General features: G+C 43.7%; 13 protein-coding genes and 1 riboswitch. Of the genes, 1 reads left to right on the top strand and 12 read right to left on the bottom strand.

Features of this window, described 5'->3' with window-relative positions; translation table 11 throughout:
• Position 1: 1 nt before the first annotated feature.
• The 6 genes from glyA to LIZ08_RS02945 are packed head-to-tail and all read right to left on the bottom strand — an operon-like array spanning position 2 to position 4905.
• Entirely contained in the window at positions 2-1258 is a 1257-nt protein-coding gene (glyA, locus tag LIZ08_RS02970; protein WP_045759440.1) for a serine hydroxymethyltransferase, read from the bottom strand.
• Between the two features lie 38 nt (positions 1259-1296).
• The gene (locus tag LIZ08_RS02965; protein WP_125826366.1) at positions 1297-1908 is read right to left on the bottom strand and encodes an L-threonylcarbamoyladenylate synthase; all 612 of its coding nucleotides are present in this window, start codon (positions 1906-1908) and stop codon (positions 1297-1299) included.
• On the bottom strand, positions 1895-2731 hold the full coding sequence (prmC, locus tag LIZ08_RS02960; protein WP_227038240.1) for a peptide chain release factor N(5)-glutamine methyltransferase: 837 nt from the start codon (positions 2729-2731) through the stop codon (positions 1895-1897). Before prmC ends, LIZ08_RS02965 begins: the two co-directional genes overlap by 14 nt.
• Positions 2731-3810, bottom strand: coding sequence for a peptide chain release factor 1 (prfA, locus tag LIZ08_RS02955; protein WP_125826364.1), 1080 nt, complete (start codon positions 3808-3810; stop codon positions 2731-2733). Before prfA ends, prmC begins: the two co-directional genes overlap by 1 nt.
• Positions 3811-3819: 9 nt before the next feature.
• Complete coding sequence (locus LIZ08_RS02950; protein WP_125826363.1) at positions 3820-4299, bottom strand: GNAT family N-acetyltransferase; 480 nt, start codon at positions 4297-4299, stop codon at positions 3820-3822.
• A gap of 21 nt (positions 4300-4320) precedes the next feature.
• On the bottom strand, positions 4321-4905 hold the full coding sequence (locus LIZ08_RS02945) for a thymidine kinase (RefSeq protein ID WP_003007269.1): 585 nt from the start codon (positions 4903-4905) through the stop codon (positions 4321-4323).
• A 114-nt stretch (positions 4906-5019) separates the two neighbouring features.
• Between LIZ08_RS02945 and LIZ08_RS02940 the strand changes: the two genes are divergently transcribed.
• Entirely contained in the window at positions 5020-5202 is a 183-nt protein-coding gene (locus LIZ08_RS02940) for a 4-oxalocrotonate tautomerase (protein ID WP_001117401.1), read from the top strand.
• Between the two features lie 59 nt (positions 5203-5261).
• Here LIZ08_RS02940 and ilvD read toward each other — a convergent pair whose 3' ends face one another.
• The 6 genes from ilvD to LIZ08_RS02910 form a co-directional block, all read right to left on the bottom strand.
• Positions 5262-6980: a dihydroxy-acid dehydratase gene (ilvD, locus tag LIZ08_RS02935; RefSeq protein ID WP_227038239.1), complete on the bottom strand. Its 1719-nt coding sequence runs from the start codon at positions 6978-6980 to the stop codon at positions 5262-5264.
• Positions 6981-7106: 126 nt separating this feature from the next.
• A complete protein-coding gene (locus LIZ08_RS02930) occupies positions 7107-8450 on the bottom strand; it encodes an MATE family efflux transporter (RefSeq protein WP_227038238.1) in 1344 nt (447 codons plus the stop codon).
• Between the two features lie 110 nt (positions 8451-8560).
• The gene (locus LIZ08_RS02925) at positions 8561-9823 is read right to left on the bottom strand and encodes a nucleobase:cation symporter-2 family protein (RefSeq protein ID WP_227038237.1); all 1263 of its coding nucleotides are present in this window, start codon (positions 9821-9823) and stop codon (positions 8561-8563) included.
• Positions 9823-10404, bottom strand: coding sequence for a xanthine phosphoribosyltransferase (locus tag LIZ08_RS02920; protein WP_003001484.1), 582 nt, complete (start codon positions 10402-10404; stop codon positions 9823-9825). Before LIZ08_RS02920 ends, LIZ08_RS02925 begins: the two co-directional genes overlap by 1 nt.
• Positions 10405-10494: 90 nt before the next feature.
• Positions 10495-10590: riboswitch (purine riboswitch) on the bottom strand.
• Positions 10580-11563, bottom strand: a complete 984-nt coding sequence (guaC, locus tag LIZ08_RS02915) for a GMP reductase (RefSeq protein ID WP_037607889.1) — start codon at positions 11561-11563, stop codon at positions 10580-10582. It overlaps the preceding riboswitch by 11 nt.
• A 182-nt stretch (positions 11564-11745) precedes the next feature.
• A complete protein-coding gene (locus tag LIZ08_RS02910; RefSeq protein WP_227038236.1) occupies positions 11746-12471 on the bottom strand; it encodes an alpha/beta fold hydrolase in 726 nt (241 codons plus the stop codon).
• Between the last annotated feature and the right edge of the window lie 10 nt (positions 12472-12481).

Below are 12481 nucleotides of genomic sequence, written 5' to 3'. Positions count from 1 at the left end.
TTTAGTCCTCGTAAAGTGGAAAGGCGTCTGTCAAGGCTTTAACTTGGCTACGCACTTTGTCTAATACTTCTTGATTGTCCGCATTCTTCAGCGCTTTGATCATCAGTTCAGCAACGGTGCGACTTTCTTTTTCACCAAAACCACGAGCGGTGATGGCAGCTGCACCAATCCGAATCCCACTGGTCTTAAATGGAGACAAGGTTTCATAAGGAATAGAGTTCTTGTTGAGGGTGATATTGACTTCATCCAACAAGTTTTGCGCCACTTTCCCATTTTCAACGACTTTAGTGACGTCGACAAGGAAAAGGTGGTTCTCTGTTCCGCCTGAAATGACACGGAAATCAGGATCTTGCAAGAAGACATCAGCCATGGCCTGACTGTTCTTAATCACGTTAGCTGCATACTCTTTAAAGGCAGGATCCAACGCTTCTTTGAAAGCGACAGCTTTGGCTGCAACGACATGCTCCAACGGTCCTCCTTGAATACCAGGGAAAATAGCAGAGTTAATTTTCTTAGCTAACTCCTCATCATTAGTCAAGATCAGGCCTCCACGAGGGCCACGAAGGGTCTTGTGAGTAGTCGTAGTCGTGATATGGGCATAAGGAACTGGACTTGGATGGAGACCCGCTGCCACGAGACCAGCAATATGGGCCATGTCAACCATGAGCTTTGCTCCTACTGCATCCGCAATCTCACGGAATTTAGAGAAATCAATGATATGAGAGTAGGCTGAGGCACCAGCGACGATGAGTTTTGGCTTCACTTCTTGGGCTTGTTTTAGGATGGCATCAAAATCCAAGAGCTCTGTTTCAGGATCTACACTATAGGACACAAAGTTATAGGTTTGACCAGAGAAGCTCACAGAAGCTCCGTGCGTCAAATGCCCACCGGCAGCTAAATCCATCCCCATGACAGTATCACCAGGCTCAATCAAGGCCATATAGGCAGCACAGTTTGCCTGACTTCCTGAATGTGGTTGAACGTTGGCAAATTTAGCACCAAAGATTTCTTTGGCCCGTTCAATCGCGAGACTTTCGACCACATCGACCACATCTGTCCCGCCATAGTAACGACGGCCAGGATAGCCTTCGGCATACTTATTTGTCAGAATAGACCCTTGAGCAGCCATCACTGCCTTAGAGACAACATTTTCAGAAGCAATCAACTCAATATTGTTTTGTTGACGCTCTTCCTCTTTAGCGATCGCATTCCATAGGTCTGCATCATAAGCTTTGTAATCTTCTTTATCAAAAATCATCGGTCTACTCCTTTATAAAAAATTATTTATGTACATTATCACTGAGGAAGTTCATCTTCCTCAAATGAAAGCTCGGGCACTTGTGCAAGAAAGTCAGCTTTCGTTATAGAACCTTGCCGCAAAATCCTGGCCTTGGAACCAGAGATATCCAAAATAGTTGAATCTTGTCCAGTCAAGAAGTCATCATCCTCTATACCAGGAACCACTTGATCAAACTCGCTTACAATAGCCTTATACTTTGTTCCACTTGCATGACCAGAGAGATTTGCGGAAGGACCAACTAAAGGGCCGTATTTACGAATTAAATCCAATGTCTTTGGGTGAGCCGGTATACGGAAACCAACTGTATCCAATCCTGAATGAATCCAGCCAGGTACCTTGTCATTCGCCTGAAGAATAATAGTGAGAGGCCCTGGTAAAAATGAATCAATCAGTTTTGTTAAATAGTTAGGTTGATTTTTCGAATAAAGTCGAATATCTTCGCCGCCGGCTACATTTAAATTCAGAGCCTTGTCTCTCGGTCTACGTTTTAATTCGTATATATAATCGACTGCCTCTTTATTCAAAGCTTTGGCGAAAATACCATAGACTGTCTCAGTTGGCAGAATAACCGCACGTCCTGCTTCTAATTCTTTCTCAATGTGATCCATTGTCTACTACTACCATTCTATCTTGTCCAAATTGGTCTTTCAGAACGCGAACGCGTTTGTTAGGAAACGCTTCTTGAAAGAGCTCTTTTACTTTGGCTCCTTGCTTATAACCAATTTCTAAATAAATCTTTCCGTCTGGTGTTAAAACATTTGGTGCCTGTTGGGCAATCTTTTCGTAGATGGCATATCCATCACGTTCCGCAAAAAGAGCTAAGTGAGGTTCAGAGGCTAAAACATTGGCTCCGACTTCTTCCACATCATCTCGAGAGATATAGGGAGGGTTGGACACAATCAGGTCATAAGGACCTTCTAGTTCGTCCAGTACATCTGACGACTTGAATTCAAGGACAGCTTCTAACTGCTTGGCATTTTCTTGAGCCAGGGCTAAAGCCTCTTCTGAGACATCGCTAGCTTGAACCTGCCAGGTAGGTCTAGCAAGGGCTAGGCTAATAGCAATGGCCCCACTACCTGTTCCGATATCCAGAACTCGTAAAGCTTTCTCATCGTTTTCTTCGAGAATAAGAGCGACCAATTCTTCCGTTTCAGGGCGTGGAATCAGCACGCGCTCATCCACTGTAAAAACATGGCCACAAAATTCTGCGCTGCCAATAATATATTGGGCAGGAATGTAATGTTTCAACTGCTCAAAGATGGATTCAAGCAAAGCCTGGTCCTCTACTTCCACTTCTTTTTGCAAGGCAAGGACAAAGTCTGTAAAGGTCCAGTTTTTTAAAGCACGATACGCGAAGGAGAGGCTTTCTGCTTCCTCTCCAACGGCTATTAATTCTTCTTCATACTGGGCTAATAATGGTCCCAACAACATTATTTGTTCAACTCTTCTAGTTTTTGTGTTTGATCATACAAGACCAAAGCATCGACCACTTCGTCCAGTTTACCAGATAAGATGGTGTCCAATTTTTGAAGGGTCAAGCCGATCCGGTGATCGGTCACACGGTTTTGAGGGAAGTTGTAAGTCCGGATCCGCTCTGAACGGTCACCAGTCCCGATAGTAGACTTCCGCTCAGCGTCTTGCTCGTCTTGGGCAATCTGAGCAAAGTGGTCAGCCACACGCGCACGGATGATCTTCATGGCTTTTTCGCGGTTCTTCTGTTGCGTCCGTTCTTCTTGCATCTCGACCTTGATATTGGTTGGCAAGTGAACGATACGAACGGCTGTAGCGACCTTATTGACGTTCTGTCCACCCGCACCAGATGCGTGGTAGATATCAATCCGAAGGTCTTTTGGATCAATGTCGTACTCGACTTCTTCAATTTCTGGCATGACCAGAACTGTAGCAGTCGAAGTATGGACACGACCTTGGCTTTCTGTCACTGGAACCCGTTGCACCCGGTGGGCTCCCGATTCATACTTGAGTTTCGAATAAACCGATTGACCAGAGACCATGGCTACGACTTCTTTGATCCCACCAACGCCATTGTAAGAAGCTTCCATGACTTCAAAGCGCCAGCCTTGGCTTTCCGCGTATTTTTGGTACATTTGCAAGAGGTCGCCGGCAAACAATTGAGCTTCGTCTCCTCCTGCTGCCCCACGGATTTCCAAGATAATGTTCTTGTCATCGTTTGGATCTTTAGGAAGAAGTAAGATCTTCAGTTTTTCTTCGTATTCTTCTTTTTCAGCCTTAGCATCTTTTAACTCTTGCTTGGCCATTTCTTCCAAGTCCGCATCGCCGCCTGCTTCCTTAATCATTTCCTCAGCGTCAACGATGTTTTGAAGGACTTGTTTGTACTCACGATATGCTGTCACCGTATCACGAGTGGAAGCCTCTTCTTTTGAAAGCTCCATAAAGCGTTTGGTCTCAGAGACCACATCGGGGTCACTCAATAATTCTCCTAACTCTTCGTATCGGTCTTCTACAGCTTGTAGTTGATCATAGATATTCATGTTTGCTCCTTAATTCTTGGTTGTTAGATCATAGATTGCTACAATTTCGTTTTCTATGACTTGGCCAGTTTCTTTAAATCCATAATGGAGATAGCAAGATCTCGCTTGATTATTTTCCGGTTCATAAGATAACCAAAGACTTGTTGCTTTTCCAGCTGGCTCTGTTCGAACAAAGTCAATGACTGCATCCATAGTCGGTTTAAAATAGCCTAAACCTTGAAATTCTTTATCGATCATAAAACGAAATAACAAGTAGTTCCCCTTGCTGATCCCAATTTTCTGGTCATAGGCAATCATAACAAAACCAACTAATACTTCCTTATCATAAACTGCTAAGGGAGCTATAAAATCACCATTTTTATCATATACATAGGCTTCAGCTAAACTAATGGAATTGGATGCAATAAAATTCCTTTGGTTTGGATGAACTTCTAGATTTAAAACGTCAAAATAATTCTCTATTGTAATATCTTTTAAACAAATAGACATTATTATCCTCTCTAAAACGTTCTAGACGCTTTCAGTTGGAATGTCTGGATTAAAATAATGCTTGCGGCAAACGGAGATATAGGTCTCGTGTCCACCGATCTGGATCTGCTCTCCATCATAGACAGGTTTACCTGCTTGGGTACGCAAGACCATGGTTGCCTTGCGGGAACAGTATTGGCAGATGGTTTTGATCTCCTCGATCTTGTCGGCTAACAAGAGGAGGTGTTTGGAACCTTCAAAGAGTTCATTTCGGAAATCATTTTTGAGGCCAAAAGCCATAACCGGTACATCCAGTTCATCCACGACTCTTGCCAAGTCATAGACATGGTGGCGTTTCAAAAATTGAGCTTCATCGATTAACACACAGTAAGGTTTGATTGTTTGGTTTTTAATAAAGCCAAAGATATCCGTATCGTCTTCAATTGCAACGGCTTCTCGTTTCATACCGATCCGACTAGAAACCACTCCTACTCCATCTCGTGTATCGATTGCCGAGGTCATGATAACGACGCTCTTGCCTTGCTCTTCATAATTATGGGCCACCTTCAAGATCTCAATGGTTTTCCCCGAGTTCATGGTCCCATATTTATAATATAATTGTGCCATTTTCCTTCTGTTCTCTCTAAAATGTGTTTCATTATCATTTTACCATAATTTTGCTAAGCTTTGTATCTCAAAATGTGATAAAATAGTCCTATAAAAAATTTAGGAGGTGGCCATATGCCATTTGTACGAATTGACCTATTTGAAGGACGCACCTTGGAACAAAAGAAAGCCTTGGCCAAGGAAGTAACCGAAGCTGTTGTCCGCAATACTGGTGCTCCTCAGTCAGCTGTTCACGTCATCATTAACGATATGCCTGAAGGAACCTACTTCCCTCAAGGTGAAATGCGCACCAAATAATGGTTCCACTAAAAAAGCCTTTCTTGCTTGTGATATCACATAGCAGGAAAGGTTTTTTCTTATTTTTCTTGGGCTTGACGTTCTGCTTTCCGTTCTTCGAATTCTTCGTCACTCATCAAGGTTCCGCCGACATTGGCTGATTTGGCAAAGGCTGTATAGCGACGCAACCAACCGCTGGAGATTTTTGATTTGAAAGGTTTCAAATGTTTGCGACGTTCTGCAAGAGTGGCATCATCGACAAGTAGCTCAAGGGTACGGTTTGGTAGGTCGATCACGATTTCATCCCCATCTTCAATTAAGGCGATATTTCCACCTTCTGCCGCTTCTGGAGAAACGTGACCAATAGCAATCCCACGAGTAGCTCCTGAGAAACGACCATCCGTAATGAGAGCCACATCCTTACCAAGACCGCGTCCGACAATCTTAGAAGTTGGCGCCAACATTTCTGGCATACCAGGACCACCTTGCGGACCTTCGTAACGAATGACAACGACATGTCCCTTCTTAACTGTTCCATTGTCAATCAACTCAAGGGCTTGATCTTGTGAATCGCAACAAATAGCTTTACCACGGAAAGTAGTCACAGATGGATCGACCCCACCGACCTTGATAACAGCCCCATCTTGAGCGATATTTCCGTAAAGGATCGACAAACCACCTACAGGTGAAATCGGATGTTCGATTGGATGGATAATTTCTTTATTTTTGATTTCAGCACCAGCTACGTTTTCTTTCAAGGTTTTACCAGTAACTGTGATACGATCACCCTTGATGGCTCCTTTTTTGATCAACTGATTGATAATGGCTGGAACACCACCAGCTTCATGCACATCATGCATAGTGTAAACACTTGAAGGTGCAATTTTAGAGAGATAAGGTGTCTTCTTGGCAATTTCGTTGATATCTTTGAGATCATAGTCAATCCCCGCTTCACGCGCAATAGCGAGTGTATGAAGCACAGTATTGGTAGAACCACCCATGGCCATATCGAGCGCAAACGCATCATCGATGGCTTCTTTGGTCACAATATCCCGTGGACGGATATCCTTTTTAATATTCTCTACCAATTGTTTGGCCGCTTGGCGAACCAATTCCCGTCTTTCATCTGAAACAGCTAGGATGGTACCATTTCCAGGAAGAGCAAGACCTAATACCTCCATCAAACAGTTCATGGAATTGGCAGTAAACATACCAGAGCAAGAGCCACAAGTTGGGCAGGCATTTTTTTCCAAGAAATCCAGCTCATCCAAGCCCATATCACCAGCTTGATAAGTACCTACAGCTTCAAACAAACTGGAGAGAGTCGCTTGATGCCCCGTCATGTCAACGCCACCCTTCATGGGTCCACCAGAACAAAATACAGCTGGCACATTGGTCCGCATGGCTGCTAAAATCATTCCTGGTGTAATCTTATCACAGTTAGGAATATAGAAAACACCGTCAAACCAGTGGGCATTGATGACTGTTTCAGCAGCATCTGCGATCAACTCGCGTGATGGCAAACTATAACGCATCCCGATATGGCCCATAGCGATTCCGTCATCGACACCGATGGTATTAAATTCAAAAGGAATCCCACCAGCCTCGCGAATAGCTTCCTTAGCAACATCTGCTAATTCACGCAGGTGAACATGGCCTGGAACGATATCAATATAGGAGTTACAAATGGCAATAAAGGGCTTTTGCATATCCTTTGCTGATTTTACTTGCCCTGTTGCATAGAGGAGACCACGCGCTGGTGCTCGGTCGATCCCCATTTTGATCATATCACTTCTCATCTTGTTCTCCTTCTAGTTCTTCATTTCTACCTCCTAATCTTACCACTTTGACATCAATTGTCAAGAACTTTCAGAAAATTTATAATATTCACGGCACATAAAAAGCCTGGTTTCCCAGACTTCATTTTAGTTTGCCTGCTTTTTTTCGATCTGCCAAAGCCGAAGCTGGTAACAAATTCCACTCACGACAAGGCTAGAAATAAGGCCGATCCAATAAGCATAGGGACCGAGGTTGGTCACGTGGTCAAGGAAAATCCCTAGTGGGATAGAGATACACCAATAACTAAAGACTCCTAATAAGAAAGGAACCGTTGTATCCTTATAGCCCCGCAAAATCCCTTGTAGGGGTGCTGCAAAGGTATCGGCTACTTGGAAAAAGAGACTATAGGTCATGAAAATCGCTGTTTGCTGCACAAAGACTGGATCCTTGCCATATAGCCCTGCTAGTTGGAAGCGGAATGTATAGAGAAAGACGAGAGTGACAATCGCAAATCCAAAGGCTGTCAGTCGTCCCAAACGGCAATATTGTTTGACCACTTCTGGTCTTCCTGCTCCCAGTTCGTAAGATACGATAATCGCCATGGTGCTTGAGATACTAACCGGGAAAGCATACATCAGGGTCGAAAAATTCATGGCTGATTGGTGGCTCGCAATGGTCAGAGATGGGAATTTTGCCATTAACAGACCAACCAGCGAGAAGATGATGACTTCTGCAAAAACAATTCCACCGATTGGAAGCCCAAGGCGCAGTACTTCTTTCATCCCTTTAAAATTATAAGGTTGCGGCTTCCACAATTGGAAAGATGCTACCTTAGGGTGCTTGCACAAGATCAAAACTGCAATAGCCAGCAAGACCCAGTAGGCCAGAGAGGTTCCAAGACCTGCTCCCGCTCCTCCCATCTCAGGAAAACCAAATGCCCCATAGATCAAGATATAGTTAAAACAAGCATTCAAAGGCAAGAGCAAGAGCATCAAGTACATCGATAGTCGTGTCATTCCCAACGTATCAAGGAAGGTCCGCACGATACTAAAGAGCAACAAGGGTAAGATTCCTAGAGAAAGGAAATATAAGTAGCGAATGGCTATTTGAGCAACAACATTTTCTAAGCCGATCTGCTTGAGAATCATGGGCGCAATCCCCCAGACAAAGCCTATTAAGAGAATGGCCATAGCAAACGACATATAGAGGAATTGGTAAAAATCGCCAGCAATCCGTTCTTTATTTCCCTTACCTAAGTGATGCCCGACAATCGGTGTCAGAGCAGAGACAATCCCGGTCAGGAAAGTAAAAAATGGATTCCACAGACTGGTAGCTGTAGAAACCCCAGCCAAATCAAGGGTCCGGTACTGACCGGTCATGGCTGTATCGACAAAGCTAGCTGAATAATTGGCCAATTGGTAGATTAAAATCGGCAAAAATAAACTCAAAAACAAGCGCAAGCGCTCTTTAAAGTGATAGGTTACATACATGATTCTAACTCTCTTCTCATCAAATCAGATTTTCTCCTCTTCCACTCTACTATATGTTTCTTTAAAAGTCAAAAATACCGAAGATCCAAGGACCTCCGGTTCATGTGAGTTTAGTTTTTGTTGCGGTTTAAAATAGCATTGAGAACGATCGCCAAGACACTGGCAACGACAATTCCATTCGCAAAGAACATTTGGAATCCTGTTGGAAGACCATTGAAGAGGGTGCTGTTGTTCAAACCAACCCCTGCAGCAATCGATACAGCAGCGATCAAAAAATTGTGCTCATTGTGTTCAAAATCAACACGCGCAAGGATCTGCATCCCCTGAATCGATACAAAACCAAACATGACCAGCATCGCTCCACCAAGAACTGGGCTTGGGATGATTTGTGCTAAAGCTCCAAACTTTGGAAGGAGACCGAGTAGAACAAGGAAACCAGCCGCATAATAGATTGGAAGACGAGTCTTGATACCAGACAATTTCACTAAACCAACGTTTTGTGAGAATCCAGTGTAAGGGAAGGTATTGAAGATACCACCGAGAAGAACGGCCAACCCTTCAGCACGATAGCCATTACGGAGGCGCGTGCTATCAATCGGATCTTTGGTAATATCTGAAAGTGCAAGATAAACACCAGTTGATTCAACCATAGAAACTGTCGCGATGATACACATCATGACGATTGAGGTGATTTCAAACTTAGGAGCTCCAAAGAAGAAAGGTGTTGGAACGTGAACGACTGGTGCTTGAGCTACAGGTGTGAAGTCTACCAAGCCCATAGAAGCCGCAATGGCAGTACCTGTGATCAAACCAATCAAAATTGAAATGGATTTAATAAAACCAGTCGTATAGATATTAACAACTAAAATGATGAGAATAGTCACCACAGCCAAGATCAAGCTTTGAACGGTTGGTTTTGGCGCATTATTTCCCATATTTCCAATCGCTACTGGAATCAAAGTCAAACCAATGGTGGTAATAACGGATCCCGTTACAATGGATGGGAAGAGATTGGCAATCTTAGAGAAGAAACCAGAGACAAGGATGACATAAATCCCTGAGACAATCAAGGCACCAAACATGGCACCACTACCATGGCTAGCCCCGATCATGCTGAGAGGTGCCACAGACTGGAAGGCAACCCCAAGGACTACCGGAAGTCCGATCCCAAAGTATTTATTGAGCTGCACTTGAAGGAAAGTTGCTACCCCGCACATGAAGATATCTGTAGAGATGAGATAGGTTAGTTGATGAGCATTATAGCCCAAAGCTCCTGCGATCATGATCGGCACCAAAATAGATCCCGAATACATGGCTAAAAGGTGTTGCAAGCCTAGAATGGCCGCCTGTGAATGGCTTTCTTGTTTTTGCATTAGATGTCTGCCTCCTTAAATACAACCTGACCATTTTCAAAACGGTCCAAACGTGCGAGGGATACAACTGGATATCCCAACTCTTCTAACAATCCCCGTCCATCTTGGAAGGATTTTTCAATCACGATCCCAATCGCTTCGACTTGAGCCCCGGCTTGTTCGATGATTTGAATCAATCCTTTGGCTGCTTGACCATTTGCGAGGAAATCGTCAATGATCAAAACCTTATCTGATGGATCCAAAAATTTACCTGCAATCGAAACGGTGCTGGTCACTTGCTTGGTAAAGGAATAAACCTCAGCCGTCAAGATGCCCTCATTCATCGTGATGTTTTTCGCCTTTTTAGCAAAGATCATGGGAACATCCAAGGCTTCAGCTACATAAAGGGCAGGTGCAATTCCAGACGCTTCAATGGTCACGACTTTCGTCACGCCAGCATCTTTGAACCGGTCAGCAAAAGTCTGACCAATTTCTTTCATGAGTTTAAAATCCACTTGGTGGGTCAAAAAGGAGTCCACCTTGAGGATATTCTCACCTAAAACATTGCCATCTTTTAAGATGCGCTCTTCCAGTAATTTCATACTTCCTCCTACTTTTTTTAAAATCCTCTACTTCATTCACAAAAAACAAAAAGGCCTGCTAAGCAAGCCCTGAAATCTCTCTAGAAAGAGAAATGATCCCGACTTACTTATTGTTAGGTGTTCCGGCACCTTGTAGAAACATCACGCCCATTCGTGAAATAAATAAGTAATTCAATTAGTGTGCATCGCCATTCCAGATAGAATTCTTAACGATCACATAGTCAACGTGTTTCAAATCTGCTAATTTTCGGCCTCCTGCATACGAGATCGAACTTTGCAAATCTTGTTCCATTTCTGTCAGGGTGTCTTGTAAATGACCCTTGGCAGGCAATAAAATCTTCTTCCCTTCGACGTTCTTATAAGCGCCTTTTTGGTACTCTGAAGCAGATCCATAGTACTCTTTGAAAGACTCTCCATCAATCTCTACTGTTTTACCAGGACTTTCAATATGTCCTGCAAAGAGAGAACCGATCATGACCATAGATGCCCCGAAACGAATCGATTTGGCAATATCACCATGAGTCCGAATACCACCATCCGCAATGATTGGCTTACGCGCTGCTTTTGAGCACCAGCGAAGAGCAGCCAATTGCCAACCACCTGTACCAAATCCAGTCTTCACTTTGGTGATACAAACCTTACCAGGGCCGATCCCGACCTTAGTCGCATCAGCTCCCGCATTTTCCAATTCACGAACAGCTTCAGGTGTTCCAACATTTCCAGCAATGACAAAGGTATCTGGCAATTCTTTCTTGATGTGTTGAATCATCCGAATGACACTATCCGCATGACCGTGTGCGATATCAATAGTGATGTACTCAGGCGCATCTGCCTTTAATTGACTCACAAAGTCGTATTCGTATTCCTTAACACCAACCGAAATGGAAGCGATCAAACCTTGATCATGCATGCGTTTGACAAAAGGAATCCGACCCGCTTCATCAAAACGGTGCATGATGTAGAAGTAACCACCACGCGCCAACTGCTCTGCTACATTCTCATCCAAGATTGTCTGCATATTGGCAGGAACGACTGGAAGCTTGAAGGTATGGTTTCCAAATTGAACGGTTGTATCTGCTTCTGACCGGCTATTGATGATACATTTGTTGGGAATCAACTGAATATCTTCATAGTCGAAAATAGGAAATTCATTTAACATAGATTGAAAAATCTCTTTTCTAAAAACTGACCTACCTATGCGCAAGCGCATCGCTACGTCTCTTGACGTTTCCTTGATAGATTATACCAAAGATACGGACCTAAAGCAACGGGAATGATTTTATAGGAAACAATGTTCGGAAATTACAAGACAAAAACCCGTTTCAAAAAGAGAAACAGGTTTTATTTATGAACATTTTGGAGCCAATTGTTGACTTCTTTAGCGATGGTTTGAGGAGCCTCTGTATACAGTTCGTGCCCCAAACCTTCTAGCAAGACTTGCTTGATCTGAGGATCTAGTTGCTTCAGAGCTTCTTTTCTCCATTCAGGTTCTTCTTGGTACCGAGGTCCGATAAAGAGGACAGGTAGGTCCGCCAGTGGAATCTGGTAAGTCTTGATCTGACGCCGTAGACGCAATAAAGCCATGACCTTTTCGAGATCCAGATTTAATACATATTGTTCACTCGCTGGATTCCAACAATAGCTAGCCTCTACCGCTTTTCGCGCTATAGGAGTAGGATCTGCTCCATCACCGAATTCTGCTAACACAGCTTCTTCTAAAGTCGCAAAAACTTGCTGCTGCATGAAAGACGCCGTTCCTTCTAGTTCTTCTTCAAGAGACAGGATCTTTTCCATATCCAGATAACCCCCATCCAGGAGAATCAGAGCTCGAATCTGAGGAAACTCGGCAGCCAGATAACGAGCTAAATCTCCACCCAAGGAATGCCCCAATAAACAGATCTCTTCCGTCTGGCTGATCTGACCTTGAAACCAAGCACGAAGATCGTTTTCTGTCTGAATCATTTCCCTATAGGGATCTAGAAATGTCACAGGAAAGCCTAACTCTTCAATAAGTGGAGCCAGATGGTAGTGATTGCTACCTAAACCGCCGATAAAATAAAACTGCATGTGTTTTGTC

It is taken from the genome of Streptococcus sp. 210928-DFI.4.42, assembly GCF_020554365.1.
Taxonomy (GTDB): Bacteria; Bacillota; Bacilli; order Lactobacillales; family Streptococcaceae; genus Streptococcus; species Streptococcus parasanguinis_S.
This window is presented reverse-complemented; position numbering and strand designations above follow the sequence as displayed.

Bases quoted from the DNA above. Each gene is read 5' to 3' on its own strand.
- LIZ08_RS02910 (WP_227038236.1), bottom strand. From the start codon at position 12,471: ATGCAGTTTTATTTTATCGGCGGTTTAGGTAGCAATCACTACCATCTG.
- prfA (WP_125826364.1), bottom strand. From the start codon at position 3,810: ATGAATATCTATGATCAACTACAAGCTGTAGAAGACCGATACGAAGAG.
- LIZ08_RS02945 (WP_003007269.1), bottom strand. From the start codon at position 4,905: ATGGCACAATTATATTATAAATATGGGACCATGAACTCGGGGAAAACC.
- LIZ08_RS02950 (WP_125826363.1), bottom strand. From the start codon at position 4,299: ATGTCTATTTGTTTAAAAGATATTACAATAGAGAATTATTTTGACGTT.
- glyA (WP_045759440.1), bottom strand. From the start codon at position 1,258: ATGATTTTTGATAAAGAAGATTACAAAGCTTATGATGCAGACCTATGG.
- ilvD (WP_227038239.1), bottom strand. From the start codon at position 6,980: ATGAGAAGTGATATGATCAAAATGGGGATCGACCGAGCACCAGCGCGT.
- LIZ08_RS02930 (WP_227038238.1), bottom strand. From the start codon at position 8,450: ATGTATGTAACCTATCACTTTAAAGAGCGCTTGCGCTTGTTTTTGAGT.
- LIZ08_RS02965 (WP_125826366.1), bottom strand. From the start codon at position 1,908: ATGGATCACATTGAGAAAGAATTAGAAGCAGGACGTGCGGTTATTCTG.
- guaC (WP_037607889.1), bottom strand. From the start codon at position 11,563: ATGTTAAATGAATTTCCTATTTTCGACTATGAAGATATTCAGTTGATT.
- LIZ08_RS02940 (WP_001117401.1), top strand. From the start codon at position 5,020: ATGCCATTTGTACGAATTGACCTATTTGAAGGACGCACCTTGGAACAA.
- prmC (WP_227038240.1), bottom strand. From the start codon at position 2,731: ATGTTGTTGGGACCATTATTAGCCCAGTATGAAGAAGAATTAATAGCC.
- LIZ08_RS02920 (WP_003001484.1), bottom strand. From the start codon at position 10,404: ATGAAATTACTGGAAGAGCGCATCTTAAAAGATGGCAATGTTTTAGGT.
- LIZ08_RS02925 (WP_227038237.1), bottom strand. From the start codon at position 9,823: ATGCAAAAACAAGAAAGCCATTCACAGGCGGCCATTCTAGGCTTGCAA.